This is a genomic window from Prochlorococcus marinus str. MIT 9313, from assembly GCF_000011485.1.
GTDB lineage: Bacteria > Cyanobacteriota > Cyanobacteriia > PCC-6307 > Cyanobiaceae > Prochlorococcus > Prochlorococcus marinus_D.
The window spans coordinates 219565-236081 of sequence record NC_005071.1; the positions used below are offsets into that span (position 1 = coordinate 219565).

Sequence of the window (16517 nt, forward strand, 5' to 3'; positions counted from 1 at the left end):
GCATTTAGCCGCCTTTGGCTTTGCAGAGATCCTTGACGAGATCATGCTCAAAGCGCTGCTGTGGAGCGCCCCAAGTTTTCCAAGATCCATTCGTGCCGGTGGTATTGATCTTGCGCGCTGGGCAGTTCACAGCCAGATAAAGGGCTTTGCCATCTTTGTTGAGGGTTGGGGCCACGTAGCTTCCTCCCATGAACTTCCAATTGGCCCAGTCCACTTGCAGTGAACCGTAAGTGCGCCATTGCGTTTGCGAAGGCTTGGCAGCAACTTGCTGGGTGGATTTGGGCTTGGGTTGTGGTTTTGCAGCTGGCTTGCTCGTGGACTTAACGGTTGGTTTAACAGTTGGTTTAACGGTGGTTTTTGCAGTCGGTTTGATGGCAACTGTCGTGGTGGACTTGGGCTTGGGTTGTGGTTTTGCAGCAGGCTTGGTGGTGGATTTAACAGTTGGTTTAACGGTGGTTTTTGCAGTCGGTTTGATGGCAACTGTCGTGGTGGATTTTGGCTGGGTTGTTGTTGATGGTTTGACCCGTAGAGACAGTTTGCTGCCGACTAATAACTTGTTGGGGTTGTTGATCCCATTGATCTTGATCAGGGTTGCTACAGGGATTTGATAAGCCCCAGCGATTTGGTTCAATGTTTGCCCTCGAGCCACGGTATGGGAGGTGGCATTTGGATTTGCCTGAATGGCTACAGGTTTGGGCTTTGCTGCTGCTTTGGGTTTGGGAACAACAGCCCCTTGGGGCAGTTTCAGGGTTTGGCCACGTTCGACATGGTTGGCATTGGCAAGGCCATTGAGGGTGATGAGATCCTGCTGGCGCACTCGGTAGCGAACAGCAATGGTGCTGAGGGTTTCGCCACTGCGAACTGTGTGACGAGTGGCGCTAGCTCTGACTGTGCCTGATGCGCTGCCTGGCAGTTTGAGGGTCTGGCCAATGAAGAGGTTGTCTGCATTGGCAAGGCCATTGAGGGCGACGAGATCCTGTTGGCGAACTCGGTAGCGGGCAGCAATGATGCTGAGGGTTTCGCCACTGCGTACTGTGTGACGACTGGCGCCAGCTCTGATTGCCCCGGAAGCACCTCCCGGTAATTTCAACGTTTGGCCGATATATAAATTGTCGGCATTGCTCAGACCATTGAGGGTGATGAGATCCTGCTGGCGCACTCGGTAGCGAACAGCAATGGTGCTGAGGGTCTCGCCACTTCGTACCGTGTGACGGCTTGCTCCAGCCGGGCCTGTGCCTGATGCGCTACCTGGCAGTTTGAGGGTCTGGCCGATGAAGAGGTTGTCTGCATTGGCTAGGCCGTTCAGCCGCATCAAGGCCCGAAGGGATACCTGATATCGCGCTGCGATTTCCGAAAGGGTGTCACCGGGTCTCACTGTGACGCTGGCACCCCAGGATGGCAGCGGTAGAAGTGTTGTCAGGGCTAGAGCGCTAACAATGATCCGGCGCATCAATCTCTCTCTACAGTTTGGTGAAAGATAAGCTGCCTCCACAGATGCGCTAGCCCTTTTCAAGCATCCCGAAATGATGCCCTTGCAAAAAGCGGCTTGATTATCCCAGCACCTTTTTGAGCAACGCCAGATTGGCCTTGTAGGGGGGGTAGCGCAATTTGAGATCTAGCCAGAAGGGGCGACGTAAGACAGACTTTTGATGGGAAAAGGTTTCGAAACCAGCCAGGCCGTGATAACGCCCCATGCCACTGGCCCCGACTCCACCAAAGGGCAGCTCAGGAATGCCTACATGCATCACCACATCGTTGAAACACACTCCGCCTGAACTGGTTGTGTTGAGGAGCTGTTGTTGGTCGGCATGTGTTCCGCCAAAGAGATAGAGGGCCAGGGGCTTTGGTTGTTGTCGGACCTCAGCGAGAGCCTCATGAAGGCTTTGCACGCTGATGACAGGCAGCAGTGGGCCGAAGAGCTCTTCCTCCATGAGCGGATCGTCGCGCTTGTCTACGTCAATCAGAGTGGGAGCGATGCGTCTTTGATCGGGGTCAATTTGTCCGCCTGAGAGCACCTTGCCGCGCTGCTTTGCTTGATCAAGCAAGTGTTGTAGTCGCTGGAAATGACGATCGTTGATGATCTTGGCGAGGTGGGGTGATCGCAGCGGATCGCCTCCATAGAGCTCAGTAATGGCTCCTTTCATCGCCTGCAATAGAGGCTGTTTGAGTTGTTCTTGGATAAGTAGATGGTCTGGGGCGATGCAGGTTTGACCAGCATTGAGACCCTTCCCCCATACCAATCGCCTAGCCGTGACGGAGAGATCGGCGCCATCAATCACGATGGCTGGGCTTTTCCCTCCTAGCTCCAGGGTCACCGGAGTGAGATGTTCGGCGGCAGCAGCCATGACCTTCTGGCCGATGGCGCCGCTGCCGGTAAAGAAGATGTGATCAAAGGGTTGCTTGATCAGTGCCGCTGCAATGGCCCCATCCCCCTCGATCACCTGTATGACCTCGCTGGAGAAATGTTGAGGGATCACATGGGCGATCAGTCGAGAGGTGGCAGGGGCATGCTCGGAAGGTTTGAGCACTGCTGTATTGCCTGCTGCCAGAGCACTAATCAGTGGTTGGAGGGTTAGAGAGAAGGGGTAATTCCAGGGGCCGATGATCAGAACACAACCCAGGGGGTCGAGGATCACCTCGGCTTGACCTGGCTGATGGGCTAAAGGCACTTGTACGTGCCTGGGTTGCATCCAGCGGCTGAGCTGCCGTTGAGCCAGTTTGAGCTCCCCACGCAGAGCGATTAGCTCAAACAATGCCTCGGTTGGTGGTTTGCCTAGATCCGTTGCCAGTGCATCAAGCACCTCGTCTTGGTGCTTTTCGATGAGGACCTCAATTTGCTTGAGTTGCTTTCTGCGCCAGGCTTCTGGTCTTGTGAGGCCCGAAATGACTGGCTTGCGCAGTTCACTCAGCAGAAAGTTCTCAGGAAGCAAGGTCTGACACCATTGTTACTCGTGTCTAGGTGTCTAGCAGTGGTGCCGGCGCTGTTGGCGGATGGACACAAGCGTTGGCGATCAGTTGACCTGCGGGGTTGAAGACGGCGGCCCTGGAGCTACTGGTGCCCTGAGCGAGAGCCAGGCTTAGGAGCTGATCATCCATGGCTGTTCTCTTGTTCAAGTGCTAGCGGTGGGATCTTGGTATGCAATGGGGCATGCAGCAGATCGATGGGCTGACCAACACTCCCCGCTGGGTTGCCCAGGCGGTGGTGTATCAGATCTTCCCTGATCGTTTTCGTTGTAGTGGCCGTGTCTTAGCTCATCAGCATTTGGCTTTGCGCTGCTGGGGCAGTGACCCTTCTGAGCAGGGTTTTCAGGGGGGAGATCTCTACGGGGTGATCGAGGCCCTTGATCATCTCCAGGCGCTTGGTATCAGCTGCCTTTACTTGACACCCGTCTTTAGTTCTGCCGCTAATCATCGCTATCACGCTTATGACTACTTGCAGGTGGATCCGCTTCTCGGTGGCAATGCAGCGCTAGAGGCTTTGATTGAGGCGGTGCATCGCCGCGGGATGCGCATCATTTTGGATGGCGTGTTTAATCACTGTGGTCGCGGGTTCTGGGCTTTTCATCATCTTTTGGAAAATGGTGAGGCTTCGCCCTATCGCGATTGGTTTGAGGTGCGGCAATGGCCGCTTCATCCCTATCCACGGCGTGGGCAGGATTGTGGTTACAGCTGCTGGTGGAACGATCCAGCCTTGCCAAAGTTCAATCATGCCCATGCCCCTGTGCGTGAGTATTTGATTGCCGTAGCCCGCTATTGGCTCGAGCAGGGAATCGATGGTTGGCGACTTGACGTTGCTGATGAGGTGCCTGCTGAGTTTTGGCTGGAGTTTCGGCACATGGTTAAGGCAGTGAATCCAGACGCTTGGATCTTGGCTGAGATCTGGGGTGATGCGAGACCGTGGCTACAGGGGCAGCACTTTGATGGGGTGATGAATTATCGGATGGGTTGGAGCAGCCTTTGCTGGGTTGCTGGTAAGCGATTACGCCGTCGGTATCGCAATCCTGCCTATCCCCTTGACCCTCTGAGTGGGGAGGCTTTTGTTGAGCTATTGGCAACAACGCTGGGTTGGTATCGACCTGAGGTGAACCGCAGCCAGTTGAACTTGCTTGATAGCCACGATGTGCCGAGAGCTTTGCACACACTTCAGGGGGATCTTGCGGCGTTGAAGTTGGCCTTGCTGTTGTTGTTTTTGCAACCAGGGGCGCCTTGCATCTACTACGGCACAGAGGCGGGTTTGCAGGGTGGCCCTGAACCAGGTTGCCGAGAAGGGTTCCCTTGGCATACGCCTTGGCCTGCAGACCTGCGCGATTTCATTCAGTCGTTGAGTGATCTGCGCCAACGTTGCCCAGCGTTGAGTGATGGCGGTTTGCAATGGCAACCGATTGGAGCTGATGCACTTCATGCTTGGCTGATGCAGCCCGAGCCAGGCACAACACAAAAGGAGACGCCGATTCAGGTGTGGGTCAATCGCAGTCGCAGGTCATGGTTGCGGATGAAAGGCTCATCGACAGACCCTCTTTGGCTGGAAGGAGCATTGGAATGCAATGGCCGGGGATTAGGCCCTCAATCAGCAGTGTTGTTTCACTGATCAAGATCACCTCTACGTTTAGCCCTCTTCAAATTGGTAGTTTTTGGAGAGGCGGAAGACAGTGCCTGAGAGCAGCACCAGTGCGATCAAGTTAGGAATCGCCATCAGACCATTAAGTGTGTCAGCTACGTCCCACACCACACCGCGATTGCCTGCAACAGCACCAATGACAACCACAGCGACCCACACCAGGCGGAAGGGAAGAATGGCTTGCACCCCAAAGAGATATTCAGTGCAGCGTTCGCTGTAAAAGCCCCAGCCAAGAACTGTTGTTAGGGCAAACACCACGAGGCCAGCTGTCACGACCCAACCTGAGCCTGCAAGGCCACTGTTGAAGGCAGCGATTGATAGATCAGAGCCTGACTCACCACTCTGATAGGCGCCGGTGGTGATGATCACCAGAGCCGTCATTGTGCAGATGACCAAAGTATCGATGAAGGTTCCAAGCATGGCGATAGTGCCCTGACGGACTGGGTCATTGGTGTTGGCGGCAGCGTGAGCGATAGGCGCACTACCAAGACCAGCTTCATTGGAGAAGATGCCGCGCTTGAAGCCCATCAGGATCACTTGGGTCAACGTGCCGCTGGCAGCGGCTTCGCCTGTGAAGGCATTGGAGAAGATCGTTGAGAACGCTTCTGGCACTTCGCTGATGTTGCTGAGAATGATGACCAGGCAAGCAATCACATAAAACAACGACATCAAAGGAACGATGGCGGATGCAGCCTGGGCGATGCGTTTGATGCCGCCAATGATGACTCCAAAGACAAGCACTCCAAGCACGACACCCGTTAAAAGCCGAGGGATGCCGATCGTGGCTAAGGCACTGGAGACCTCAAACGATTGCACGCCATTGCCAATGCCAAAGCCCGCCAGCATTCCAAACAGGGCAAAGAATCCGCCCAGCCAGGCCCAGTTTGGACCTAGGCCATTGCGGATGTAGTACATCGGACCACCGACATGATTGCCGAGGGGGTCCACTTCGCGGAAGTGAACTGCAAGTAAGGCTTCGGCGTACTTGGTGGCAATACCAAAAATGGCAATTAGCCACATCCAGAACACCGCCCCAGGGCCGCCCATGGCGATCGCAACAGCGACACCGGCGATGTTGCCCGTGCCGATCGTGGCCGCCATCGAGGTCATCAGTGCCTGGAATGGACTGATTTCGCCCTCGCTAGAGGAGGTTGGATTGCGAAGCAGCATGCGCACTCCATAGGGGATGCGCAGTAAGGGCATAAAGCCCAGCCCAACCATCAGCAAGATGCCGGTGCCTGCAATCAGGATGACTGTGGGCCAACCCCAGGCAAAGCCGTTGATCGGATTATTGATGGCCTCGACTGCGTCTTCCAGTCCGCTTGGGAACTGTCCGAGTTGTAAGGATAAATTCGTCAAGAGCGACGCTGGCAACACATCCATTTTTGCAAAGGCGTTCAAAGATGTTGTCAGATGCTCCTGCTGACGGCAATGTTCGTATCAGGCTGCCTTTGAGGTTGTTACATCAGCAGTAGAAAGCGTTGTTTGTTTAAAGGTTGGTCCTTTTAGTCTTGCTTTGGAGGGTGGTGGTGATCACAGTATTTAGTTGTGGTCCATCCCAGGTTTTTTCTGTTTGTCGCTTCAGCTTTAAGATCGACTTAGATCCTTTCTCATGCCTATTGAAGGACAGAGCAGTGTTTGACGGTTGATACACACTGTTCCAGCTATCGGTTGCGGCGATGTCGAAGGAGCGTGTGCCGGTAATGGAGTCATAACTGTCGCTGCTGTCTGAATCTTGCTCAAGACTTCTTGCAGCAGAGTTATTTTCAATAGAGCGACTTGTCAGCAGAGCTGGAGCCAGGAAGGCTTAACTCTGTAGAGGTCCTGCGATAGACGCTGCTGCTGCTGCTGCTGCTGCTGCTGCTGCTGAAGGTGTTGTTGTCGTTGCAGGACTGTCTAGTGGCATTGCAGTAGACGTTGTTGCTACTTCAAGTCTTTCTAGATCGGCGTAGTGGTGTGATTGAATTTTCAAAGAAATGATCAATGCCTACTTGCTTGGTTGTGATATCTAAATGAATGTCGAGGTTTATTGAGGAGACGGAGATCGATCAGGGTCTTATCGCTAGAGACGTGAATGCGTCATGGCTGCGCATGAAATGTTGCTTGTAGCTGATGGATTCAATGTTTGGCAGATGTGACATCTTTCGCCAACTTTGCTCTTGAAAGTCACTTAAGGCTTCGCTAGGTGCGTCCTCTGGTAGCTGTTGTGATCGGTGGCTCCTCTCGTCTTGCTTGCTTCTTCTATGACCGTCCGCTCAGATGAGTTTGAGCAATGAAACAATGTGACAACGCTTGCATATTGATCGCTTTCCATAGGGTTGGAAGCGCCTTAAAAAGGCCTCCTAGCTTTCGTAAGCTGGCATTGACTTCCCAGGAGCCAATGAAATGGAGACACTGAAAAGCGTTGTGCTTCCTGTGGTTACGGCAGCTGCTCTGCTAATCGCTGCTTTGTCTCTTGCTTTTATTGCCTTCAGTTTGGCTCCTGTCGCTCACTGGGCAAATAATCAAAACATCTGTGTTGAACAAGAAATTACGAAGTCGAAGGCTCCTATTTCCTGGGGCGTGAGGAAGTGCAATGGCCGCTCAAAGGTTTATCAAGTGCAGCCAACTTGATTTTGCGGGGGCCTGTGGAAAGGCCCCCTGAGCCACAACGGGTCTCCATCGTGCCCGTATCCCATTTGTGCAAGAAGAGATCTAGTGGCTTTCCCTAGCCATAGCCCAAGGTTTTTGGGATGTCATTGGGGTGAACCAGACAGTGCTTTGACTTGGCTTGGTTGAGTATCAAGAGCCTTTTGAGCGAACTAGCAAGACTGGGCTCGCCTGTTGATTGCTGCTCTTGAGGTTGCATCGCAAGAGGTATTGGGTAGAAAGCAGATCAGCATGCAGTCCAGCCACCATGTCTTTGATCGAGCGTTGGGATGCGATGAGCGACGAAACAAAGACAATCGTCAAGAAATTCGGTGCGTTCTCTCTGCTTCTCTTTGTTGCTCTCTCGGTTCTTAGAGCCCTGGTGCCTTTGGCGATTATTGCCGCCGGTGGCTATTGGGCTTACAAGGAGTTGGCGAAGAGGGCTTGACGCACTCCCTATCCCTGCAGTAATACATATTTACTACTGAGGGGCGTTATGGGTGGCAGTTCAGCATGTGAGCCAGAAGGTTGGTTGATTGATCCCAACAAGCACTGGTCCCTTCGCTTTCATCGCGATCAAAAGTCTTGGAGCAGCGATCTGTTTGTGTTTATGGATAAAGGGCGAGCAATGCCTGACGGCTCTCCTGCCTTGCTCAAAAGCAGGAGGCACTTGCCGAAGCGTGATGCCGTTGAGATCTGGAACAAGCTGAGGGCAGATGGATGGCACCGTGTGGAGCCGCAATGGGGGCTTGGCTTAGACCCTTGACACACCAACAACAAACCAGAACATCTCGTCCTAAAAACCTGCTGTTTGGTTGAAAGATCCCGAAAACAGGAGATGGGTTTGATTTCTCTCAATCGCCTCATCGGCACACCAAAAGAAACTTTTGCTGTCTCTTGACGGCCCTTGGATTTTCGTAGGTCCCGGGTTCAATGCCCTCGCCGGGATTTGAACCCGGGACCTCTCCCTTACCAAGGGAGTGCTCTACCACTGAGCTACAAGGGCATGTGGAAGGTGGGCCGGGTTGGATTTGAACCAACGTAGGCAGAGCCAGCGGATTTACAGTCCGCCCCCATTAACCACTCGGGCACCGACCCGAACCACACCTGCAGACATTACCAGCAGATCGCACCTTTGTGGCTGAATGTCTGGGAAGGTCTTGTGGGGATCGATACGATCCATCCAACCCCTTCATGCTTCAGGGCCATGCGACTGCTGCTGCTCAACGGCCCCAATCTCAACCTTCTCGGTCAACGAGAGCCTGGTTTTTATGGTGCAATGACGTTGAAAGCGATTGAGGCAGACCTGCTCGCTCAGGCGGAGGCAGAAGCGGTTCAGCTTGAGTGTTTCCAGAGCAACTTTGAAGGTGCTTTGGTGGATCAGATCCATCAAGCCATCGGCCAGGTGCAAGGAATCCTGATCAATGCTGGGGCCTATACCCATACCTCGATTGCGTTGCGGGATGCTCTGCTCGGAGCAGCGATTCCATACGTGGAGTTGCATCTCAGCAATACCCATGCCCGTGAGGGCTTCCGGCATCATTCCTATCTTGCAGATCGCGCTGTGGGTGTGGTGAGCGGTTTTGGTGCATTGAGCTATCGCCTTGCTTTGGAAGGCTTGCTGGCTCACTTGCGTCAGCCGCAGCAGGTTCTATGAGTGCTCTTGCTGCTGCTAAGACGTCAAAGGCCACGATCAAATGGCTGGCGGCTCCCACCAGTGATGCTTGGTTGGAGCAGGCGATTGCTCATCCGTTCGAGCTGCTGATTGATCACGCTCATTGCGAGCGCAAGGCGGCGGGTGCCGTCGTGCAATTGATGTTTCGCTACTTGTGTGAGCCTGGGCTCGCAGAAGTTCTCAGCCCCTTGGCAAGAGAGGAGCTGGAGCATTTTGAGCGTGTGCTCACGTTGCTGAAGGCCAGAGGGCGGTATCTGGAGCCTCTGGCTGCACCCCCTTATGGCGCAGTGTTGGCCAAACAGATCCGTAGGGATGAACCGCAGCGCATGCTCGATAGTTTTCTGGTGGCAGGGCTGATCGAAGCCCGTAGCCATGAACGCATGTCGTTGCTTGCCACCCACCTAGCTGATCTGGAGTTGCGTGAGCTCTATGCAGATCTGCTGGCGAGTGAGGCGCGTCATTTCGGCCTCTATTGGAGGCTCTGTGAGCAGCGTTTTCAGCGTGAGCTGATCATTGCTCGTTTGCAGGAGTTAGCAGAGGTGGAGGCAGGGATCCTCGCCAACTTGCATCCTCAGCCGCGCATGCATAGCTGAAGCCAACTTCAGCCTCATGGCAGCTTTGCGAATCTCTCGGCGATCGCATCCCCTGTGAAGTTTGCAATCCAGCCTTCTGGGTTATCGAAGAAGCGCACAGCACAAAACTGTGGCTTGCTGCCCATATCGAACCAATGGCGAGTTCCGGCAGGCACGTTGATGCAGTCGTTTTGTTCGCAGAGGACTTGCAGCACTTCCGCGCCGATGTGTAAGCAGAACAACCCACACCCTTCAACAAAGAAGCGAACTTCGTCTTCGGCATGGGTGTGTTCGTCTAAGAATTTTTGGCGCAGCGCTTCACGATCGGGGTGGTCTGGCGTGATTCGGATTGCATCCACCGTGGGGTAACGGCCATCTGCCTGCACTCGGGCGATCTCGACGGCGTAGGCCGCAAGGATGTCTGACTCGCTTGAGTTCTGATCGAGCTTGACTTTGGCTGGCCAACGCTGGAATGCAATGCCCCTTTTGGCCAGCTCGACTTTGATCACTGCAGGATCATCGCTCTCCAATAAGGGTTCCGCCGGGCTTGTGGCGTTGGTGCTGCCTTCGGGGTGGATGCTGAGGCGACTCATTCCCAGAGGTTGAAGGGGTCTTTGCAGCCATCTTGATCGTGGCGTCTTAGAACGACGGCTGAATGTTTCGTTCGGCTTTGTCGAGCCCTGCTGTTTCAACTACAGCTCTCACCTTGGTCGGGGTGGGCCCTGGTGATCCTGCCCTGTTGACCCTGGCTGCCATTGAGGCGATTGAAGCGGCCACTGTTGTGGCCTATCCCGTGGCACGGCAAGGGGGCAAAGGGATGGCGGCGAGCATTGCCTCGCGATGGATTCGTGTTGAGCAACGCCAACTGCAATTGCTTTTTCCCATGGTGGCTGCCGCTGAACCGCGCCAGCAGGCTTGGCGAGCAGCCAGTGATCAACTGGCAACTGCCGTTGCTGCAGGAGAGCGAGTGGTGGTGCTTTGTCAGGGTGATGTGTCTCTGTTTGCCACAAGCTCTTACATCTTGCTGGCTCTCAAGAAGCATCATCCTGATTGCCAGGTTCGGCTGATCCCAGGGGTTACGGCCGTTGCCGCCGCCGCTGCTGCAGGTAACTGGCCCTTGGCGATGCAGCAGGAACAACTTTTGCTTTTGCCGACCCCAGATCAATCCAGCGAGCTCGAGGTTCTACTAGAGGATGCTGCTGGTTCTGGGCGTGTGCTGGCGTTGCTCAAGTTGGCGCACCGCTGGGCCTGGGTGCGGCCCATGCTCGAAGAGCGGAATTTATTGCAATCAGCACTGTTTGCCCAGCATTTGGGCTGGCCCGATCAGCAGGTGTTGCAGGCCAGCGAGGTGCCCGAAACAGCTAAGCCCTATTTTTCCTTGTTGTTGGTGCGCCAAGGCTGGCCGGAGGTGATGCCCTGATGTCGAGTGCTCTCTCTTTAACCGCCATGCAGTGGTTTGGCTTGTTGCACCCCGTGCTGATCATTTTGTTTGTCTATCCAGTGGTGGGTGCCACGATTCGGCTTGGCACTTTGGCTCGCGAGCGGCGCTTGCAGATCAATCCGCTGCCTGCCTCGGTGCCTGTTGAACATGCCGAGCATGGCCGCTGGGTTGCCGGAGGGGTGTTGGTGGCAGTGTTAATCGCCTTTTTTCATAGCTATTTGGCCGCTTGGTTCGAGGCTTCGCCTGGGGGCTTGGCTGGGGTTGGTCGACTCGTGGCCTTGGCCCTTGCAGAGTTAGGCACTGTGGTGATCTATCTCCGTCTCCTCAAGGTGAGGCGCCCTGCTGCGCGTGCGCTGTTGGGCCTCGCTTGCTGGTTGGCATTGCTGCTGCTGGGAGCACAACCGGAGATCAATCGCCTCACAGACAACCCTTTCGATGCAGATTTTTGGCGCTCCCACTACTGGAGCGGTGTGTTGCTGAGCGGTTTGTTGCTCGCATCGGTGGCAGCCAAACCTGAGATTGCTCGTCATCTCTCGATGCGACGACTGCATGTTTACGCCAACGTGTTGGTTGCTGTATTGCTTGCAGTTCAGGCGATTACAGGCACACGTAATCTCTTAGCAGCTTGAGCAGGCCATTGATCGCAACTGGATGATGAGCCGTTGAGTTGATAATGGCGATTGATTCGTGATATTGGCTGGGTGATTGGATGTGCTTTGGTAGCGGCTTGATCGCAACTTGAGGCTGGATTAGGCGTTGGTCGCTTCTGGCCATGCCGTTAGTAGTTCTGCGCTGGCTTGCTCTAACAGTGATATGGCATCCATTGGCGTTGGTGCACGCATCAGGGCATGGCGCAGTTTTGATGCGCCGGGGAAGCCGCTACAAGTCCATCCCATGTGTTTACGGGCAATCAAGAGGCCATGTTCCCCCTTTGCTTGAACCAGCGCTTCAAGTTGTTCACGAGCAATGGTGAGTCGCTCTGCTGCTCCAGGCGTTGCAGGCACTGGGCGGCCGGATAGTGCTGCATCGATTTGGCCCACAAGCCATGGCGCTCCCAGCGAGCCTCTGCCCACCATCACGCCATCGGCTCCAGTGATCGCTAGGCAGCGCTTGGCATCTATGTCGCTCTTGACATCGCCATTGGCAATCACGGGGATTTGCAGTGCGCTTTTGACGGCAGCGATGGCGTGCCAATCAGCTGAGCCTTTGAAGCCTTGCTCTCGAGTTCGAGCATGCAATGTCAACATCTGGGCGCCGGCCTGCTCGAGTGATTGGCACCATTCAATTGGTTTTGCATCGCTGCCACACCAGCCCAGCCTTGTCTTCACGGTGACTGGGATTTTGACCGCTGCAGCAACAGTGCTCACGATTTTTGCCGCCAGTTGTGGGTCACGGATCAGACCAGAGCCGCCGCCCTTGCGTGCAATCTTGCGCACAGGACAGCCCATGTTGATGTCGATCAGGAAGGCACCAGCAGCCTCTGCTCGTTGTGCAGCATCGGCCATCGCTTCTGGGCGGTGATCGAACAATTGCACGCCAATGGGCCCGGCTTCATTGGCGAGTTCGTTGATTTTCTGTAGGCCGTGGCCCAGCTCCAGGCTGGTGGCATTGACCATTTCCGTGAATAACAATGCATCTGGCGCCCAGCGCCGAACCAGGCTTCGGAAGATCTGATCACTCACGCCTGCAAGGGGCGATTGCAGCACTCTGCAGCGCAGTGCCCTTGTTGTTCCCCTGCCGGGCAGGCTGAGTTCAGGCACAATGTTGATGATCAGAGTGATCGGATCAATATCCTAGAGAGAATGGCCTCTCTTCATTCAAGGGAGCGTTCTCTAGAAATAAGAATTTTTGGTTTTCGTATCATTGATGGTGGGCTAAATGAGGTGTGAGAATGAGTTAGTTGGAGAAGCTTTCGCTTGTTATCGTGGGACAAAAATTGGATTGCAAGTATAACTTTGGCTTTCTGGAAAGTCATTTTTGCTTGTCAAAGACCATCATGTCTCCACATCCTTGATGGCGGAGCTATGCTATAATTGTTACAAGAATATGTAGCCTTTGTGACATGTCTGAGCTGGTTATTAAGTCATTAAAGGATCTCGATGGTCTCCGTTCGGCTCCTGATCTTGATGCGACACAATCGAAGCATTTACTTGATCAGCTTTGTGCCTCTATGGACGATGCTGATTGGTTCACAGTGGGAATCATGGCCCCTTCCTCTAGCTTGGCAATTTTTGTTTTACGAGAGATGGAATCTCGTTTTAATTGGTCTGCCATGAATGTCGTTGATAAGCCTGCTGGCGAAGGGCCTGTCTTTCTTAAGGCGAATCAAAAGACCGGTGATATCCATGTACGCATCGAGCATGGCTTAGGTGAAGGTGTCTTGCTTAGTTGCCAACATAACAATGAAGAAAAAGAGGCAGATACCCTAGGCCCTTTCCCATTAGACTTTTTTAAAATTAAGGATTGAACTTGTTCTGATGTTGAATTAAATTCCTTCGGTTTCATGATCAACAGAAGGGATGCACGATTAGCAAATTAGAGAAATGAGCCATTATAATCTGTCTAAACGTTTTTTGTAATGCCTCTTCCCTTCTTTTTCGATCTGCCCGTTTCTTATTTTTACTATCTATTGGCGGGTACGCTGCTGGGCTTGGTTTTGTTAATTGCTTTTATCTTCTTTAAAGCCAAGCAAACTCGTTCCTGAACGCTGTAGTTGTGATTACTGCCCTTTTCTCTTTGCTGCTGCTAAAACTTGATTTGGCATTCATCCGTTCATTTCTTTTCTATAGCCACTGCTGAAATATCTACGCTCATCATGTGAAAGCTCTGTGCCTGAGTATTCAAAGATGCCTTTTTCTAAATCTTCCATCGTGACCGTATAACCAGCAGCTTTGGCAAGCATCAATACATCCGTTCCTTCGGTTTTTAGCTTCTGCTCTAAAGATGGGCACGCACGCAGCATGGTCATGAATGCTTTGAGATGTGCTTCAGACATACCGTCTTTTGGTAGTTAAGCTACATCATCGTATCGACGAATTTAAATTGATCAAGTGCTAATCGTGGAGTGTTTGGCTTTGCTGATGTTGGCTGTGGCGAGCGATTGATTGGGTTAATGAGCCCTTATTTCTCGCGTAGGTTTTCCCGATTTTGCCGATGGCTTGCCTCTCAATCTCGATTACTCTTGACAGTAAACCTAAAATAAAATTTATGCTTGATCCTCTGAACGCTTCTACCCTGCTTGTCGTTGGTGGGATGGCAACCTTGATGTTGCTTTATGGCGGTTTCATCCTGCTTAAGATACGCCAGCGCACTCCTTAACAAGCATCTCTAGCTTTGATTTGAGGCAATAAGGATCTTGGCTGTTTGGTTTTGATGTTGTTAAGGCGATGATGCGACCATCGGCTTTTCATTCGCTGAATACGATCGCATCTGTTTAGCAGATGGAGTTGAGCTTTCCTTGACGCAAGTCGGAGATGATTTATCGCTCACAGCAGATGACATTCACACCACATTGCTTGATGTGGATAAGGATGAGTTCCTCGCTGCTGATGTGATTGACGACATCTGATAGAAGAAACCTTGGCCTGGTTCCACATACAATGACTGTAAGCGGCGAAATTGGCTTTGCTTCTTATTTAAGTCTTGAATTGCTCTGAAATTCCTTTGCAGTATCCGTCTCTGACTTGGCCTCTTAGCCGGGCTTTATTAATCCAGATTCTCGAAGATCGTCTGAGCGATCGGTTTGTTGCCGAATTGATCTGGGAGCGGCTTGGCTATCAACCCTGCGCTGATTCAGCGACTGCTTGGTCTGCCGGGCCCCAAACACCGCAGCTCTGGCGTGATGCTTTCCCCACTGCCCCGGCTGTGATTGCGCAGCGGCCGGCAGCTGTACAGCTCACCCGCTCGATCGCAAAAGAACACAAACAGCTGTTAAAGCAGCAGCTTGATTTCGCTGGCTATCGCATTGATGAGCTCTACCCTCGTCGCACCCGTCGTGCCACGGCTGTGAATTGGTTGCTGGCCTGGTTGGCGCAACGGGGAGACGCTCTTCTCGCCGAAGGCCCCTTGCCGCAACCTCTTGACCCTCCGCTTGACCCCGTTAAAGGGCATCCTGGCGATCCGATTGTTGAGTGAACCCTGATTGCAGAGCTGCATCACCCCGTCTCGGTTTGATGCCTCTGTAGGGTCGAGAATGATTGCAAGGATTCAGCCAAGTGGCGCGTCCGATTGTCGCCATTATCGGTCGCCCCAACGTCGGTAAGTCCACGCTGGTGAATCGACTTTGTCGCAGTCGCGAGGCGATTGTTGATGACAAGCCTGGCGTCACCCGCGATCGCACCTATCAGGATGGTTTTTGGGGAGATCGTGAGTTCAAGGTGGTCGATACCGGTGGCTTGGTCTTCGATGACGACAGTGAGTTTTTGCCCGAGATTCGCGAACAGGCCAACTTGGCTCTGGCGGAAGCCTCTGTAGCACTGGTGATTGTTGATGGCCAGCAGGGTGTTACGGCTGCAGATGAGTCGATCGCTGAATGGTTACGCACGCAACCATGCCCCACGCTGGTAGCAGTAAATAAGTGCGAATCACCAGATCAGGGTTTGGCGATGGCGGCCGAGTTTTGGCGTCTTGGCCTGGGAGAGCCTTTCCCGATTTCTGCAATCCATGGGGCTGGCACAGGTGATCTGCTCGATCGTGTGCTTTCTCTTCTGCCGCCAAAGCATGAGGAGCCAGAAGAGGATGAACCGATTCAGATGGCCATCATTGGCAGGCCCAATGTGGGTAAATCAAGCCTGCTCAATGCCATTTGTGGTGAGCCACGCGCGATTGTTAGCCCGATTCGTGGCACCACCCGCGACACCATCGATACACGTCTTGAACGTGAAGGCCATCCTTGGAGACTGATCGATACAGCTGGCATACGCCGTCGGCGCAGTGTGAATTACGGCCCTGAGTTTTTTGGCATCAACCGGAGTTTTAAGGCGATTGAACGCAGCGATGTGTGTGTGTTGGTGATTGATGCCCTTGATGGGGTCACAGAACAGGATCAGCGCCTGGCCGGCAGGATTGAAGATGATGGCCGCGCATGCGTGCTGGTGGTGAACAAATGGGATGCGGTTGAGAAAGATAGTCACACCATGCCGATGGTTGAAAAAGAGCTGCGCGCCAAGCTTTACTTTCTCGATTGGGCCACGATGTTGTTCACTTCTGCACTCACTGGGCAGCGGGTGGAAAGTATCTTTGCTTTGGCCTCCTTGGCAGTTGAGCAGCACCGTCGTCGGGTGAGCACCTCGGTGGTGAATGAGGTGTTGAAGGAAGCCTTGAGTTGGCGTAGTCCACCCACGTCCCGTGGGGGTCGCCAGGGACGCCTTTATTACGGCACTCAAGTGGCGAGCAGGCCGCCTAGTTTCACCTTGTTTGTCAATGACCCGAAGTTGTTTGGCGATACGTACCGCCGCTATGTGGAACGGCAGTTACGAGAAGGGCTTGGTTTTGATGGCACTCCCTTGAAGCTGTTTTGGCGCGGTAAACAGCAACGGGCTGCCGAACGCGAGCTAGCTCGTCAGCAGAACCGTTTGGGATAGG

20 protein-coding genes and 2 tRNA genes are annotated in these 16517 nt (G+C 53.5%); 11 read left to right on the forward strand and 11 right to left on the reverse strand.

The features are described 5' to 3' along the window. Window positions 1-4: 4 nt before the first annotated feature. The 3 genes from AKG35_RS00980 to AKG35_RS12640 form a co-directional block, all read right to left on the reverse strand. Window positions 5-1450 (reverse strand): LysM peptidoglycan-binding domain-containing protein, encoded by a 1446-nt coding sequence (locus AKG35_RS00980; protein WP_011129569.1) that lies wholly within the window; start codon window positions 1448-1450, stop codon window positions 5-7. Between the two features lie 100 nt (window positions 1451-1550). Further along, on the reverse strand, window positions 1551-2930 hold the full coding sequence (locus AKG35_RS00985) for an aldehyde dehydrogenase family protein (protein WP_011129570.1): 1380 nt from the start codon (window positions 2928-2930) through the stop codon (window positions 1551-1553). Window positions 2931-2955: 25 nt separating this feature from the next. Then, on the reverse strand, window positions 2956-3096 hold the full coding sequence (locus AKG35_RS12640; RefSeq protein WP_157859765.1) for a hypothetical protein: 141 nt from the start codon (window positions 3094-3096) through the stop codon (window positions 2956-2958). 40 nt (window positions 3097-3136) lie between these two features. Between AKG35_RS12640 and AKG35_RS00990 the strand changes: the two genes are divergently transcribed. Continuing rightward, complete coding sequence (locus tag AKG35_RS00990) at window positions 3137-4588, forward strand: glycoside hydrolase family 13 protein (RefSeq protein WP_011129571.1); 1452 nt, start codon at window positions 3137-3139, stop codon at window positions 4586-4588. Between the two features lie 18 nt (window positions 4589-4606). Here the strand turns inward: AKG35_RS00990 and AKG35_RS00995 are convergent, their stop codons facing one another. Together AKG35_RS00995 and AKG35_RS12645 are read right to left on the reverse strand one after the other, a co-directional pair. Further along, complete coding sequence (locus tag AKG35_RS00995; RefSeq protein WP_011129572.1) at window positions 4607-6001, reverse strand: alanine/glycine:cation symporter family protein; 1395 nt, start codon at window positions 5999-6001, stop codon at window positions 4607-4609. Between the two features lie 424 nt (window positions 6002-6425). Then, on the reverse strand, window positions 6426-6590 hold the full coding sequence (locus tag AKG35_RS12645) for a hypothetical protein (protein ID WP_157859766.1): 165 nt from the start codon (window positions 6588-6590) through the stop codon (window positions 6426-6428). 413 nt (window positions 6591-7003) lie between these two features. Between AKG35_RS12645 and AKG35_RS01000 the strand changes: the two genes are divergently transcribed. The 3 genes from AKG35_RS01000 to AKG35_RS01010 all read left to right on the forward strand — a co-directional run bounded on the left by AKG35_RS01000 (window position 7004) and on the right by AKG35_RS01010 (window position 8012). Next, complete coding sequence (locus AKG35_RS01000) at window positions 7004-7231, forward strand: hypothetical protein (RefSeq protein ID WP_011826774.1); 228 nt, start codon at window positions 7004-7006, stop codon at window positions 7229-7231. 283 nt (window positions 7232-7514) lie between these two features. Beyond that, entirely contained in the window at window positions 7515-7694 is a 180-nt protein-coding gene (locus AKG35_RS01005) for a hypothetical protein (protein ID WP_041374894.1), read from the forward strand. A gap of 48 nt (window positions 7695-7742) precedes the next feature. Continuing rightward, window positions 7743-8012 carry a DUF1651 domain-containing protein gene (locus AKG35_RS01010; protein ID WP_011129573.1) on the forward strand — a complete coding sequence of 90 codons (270 nt, stop codon included), beginning with the start codon at window positions 7743-7745 and terminating at the stop codon, window positions 8010-8012. A gap of 168 nt (window positions 8013-8180) precedes the next feature. On the opposite strand, the gene AKG35_RS01015 is transcribed toward AKG35_RS01010, so the two are convergent. The 3 genes from AKG35_RS01015 to AKG35_RS13600 form a co-directional block, all read right to left on the reverse strand. Continuing rightward, window positions 8181-8252: transfer RNA gene (locus AKG35_RS01015), tRNA-Thr, on the reverse strand. Window positions 8253-8262: 10 nt separating this feature from the next. Further along, window positions 8263-8344 (reverse strand) — tRNA-Tyr (locus tag AKG35_RS01020). Then, window positions 8307-8429 (reverse strand): hypothetical protein, encoded by a 123-nt coding sequence (locus AKG35_RS13600; protein ID WP_255327626.1) that lies wholly within the window; start codon window positions 8427-8429, stop codon window positions 8307-8309. Before AKG35_RS13600 ends, AKG35_RS01020 begins: the two co-directional genes overlap by 38 nt. 24 nt (window positions 8430-8453) lie before the next feature. Here AKG35_RS13600 and aroQ point away from each other — a divergent pair, with 24 nt between their 5' ends. Both aroQ and AKG35_RS01030 read left to right on the forward strand, forming a co-directional pair. Further along, on the forward strand, window positions 8454-8903 hold the full coding sequence (aroQ, locus tag AKG35_RS01025) for a type II 3-dehydroquinate dehydratase (RefSeq protein ID WP_011129574.1): 450 nt from the start codon (window positions 8454-8456) through the stop codon (window positions 8901-8903). Further along, window positions 8900-9514 carry a tRNA-(ms[2]io[6]A)-hydroxylase gene (locus tag AKG35_RS01030; protein ID WP_011129575.1) on the forward strand — a complete coding sequence of 205 codons (615 nt, stop codon included), beginning with the start codon at window positions 8900-8902 and terminating at the stop codon, window positions 9512-9514. Before aroQ ends, AKG35_RS01030 begins: the two co-directional genes overlap by 4 nt. A gap of 14 nt (window positions 9515-9528) precedes the next feature. Here AKG35_RS01030 and AKG35_RS01035 read toward each other — a convergent pair whose 3' ends face one another. Beyond that, entirely contained in the window at window positions 9529-10086 is a 558-nt protein-coding gene (locus AKG35_RS01035) for a 1,2-dihydroxy-3-keto-5-methylthiopentene dioxygenase (RefSeq protein ID WP_011129576.1), read from the reverse strand. Between the two features lie 62 nt (window positions 10087-10148). Here AKG35_RS01035 and cobI point away from each other — a divergent pair, with 62 nt between their 5' ends. Then, window positions 10149-10913, forward strand: a complete 765-nt coding sequence (gene cobI / locus AKG35_RS01040) for a precorrin-2 C(20)-methyltransferase (RefSeq protein ID WP_011129577.1) — start codon at window positions 10149-10151, stop codon at window positions 10911-10913. Then, the gene (locus AKG35_RS01045; protein WP_011129578.1) at window positions 10913-11563 is read left to right on the forward strand and encodes a DUF4079 domain-containing protein; all 651 of its coding nucleotides are present in this window, start codon (window positions 10913-10915) and stop codon (window positions 11561-11563) included. The genes cobI and AKG35_RS01045 overlap by 1 nt, the downstream gene beginning before the upstream one ends. 120 nt (window positions 11564-11683) lie before the next feature. On the opposite strand, the gene dusB is transcribed toward AKG35_RS01045, so the two are convergent. Then, window positions 11684-12694, reverse strand: a complete 1011-nt coding sequence (gene dusB / locus AKG35_RS01050) for a tRNA dihydrouridine synthase DusB (RefSeq protein WP_011129579.1) — start codon at window positions 12692-12694, stop codon at window positions 11684-11686. A gap of 302 nt (window positions 12695-12996) precedes the next feature. Between dusB and AKG35_RS01055 the strand changes: the two genes are divergently transcribed. After that, complete coding sequence (locus AKG35_RS01055) at window positions 12997-13401, forward strand: DUF1824 family protein (RefSeq protein WP_011129580.1); 405 nt, start codon at window positions 12997-12999, stop codon at window positions 13399-13401. Between the two features lie 297 nt (window positions 13402-13698). Here the strand turns inward: AKG35_RS01055 and AKG35_RS01060 are convergent, their stop codons facing one another. After that, window positions 13699-13929 carry a Nif11-like leader peptide family natural product precursor gene (locus AKG35_RS01060; RefSeq protein WP_041384242.1) on the reverse strand — a complete coding sequence of 77 codons (231 nt, stop codon included), beginning with the start codon at window positions 13927-13929 and terminating at the stop codon, window positions 13699-13701. Window positions 13930-14576: 647 nt separating this feature from the next. On the opposite strand from AKG35_RS01060, the gene AKG35_RS01065 reads away from it, so the two are divergent. Together AKG35_RS01065 and der are read left to right on the forward strand one after the other, a co-directional pair. Further along, entirely contained in the window at window positions 14577-15068 is a 492-nt protein-coding gene (locus tag AKG35_RS01065; RefSeq protein ID WP_011129581.1) for a DUF1823 family protein, read from the forward strand. Between the two features lie 80 nt (window positions 15069-15148). Next, window positions 15149-16516, forward strand: a complete 1368-nt coding sequence (der, locus tag AKG35_RS01070; RefSeq protein WP_011129582.1) for a ribosome biogenesis GTPase Der — start codon at window positions 15149-15151, stop codon at window positions 16514-16516. Window position 16517 lies beyond the last annotated feature (1 nt).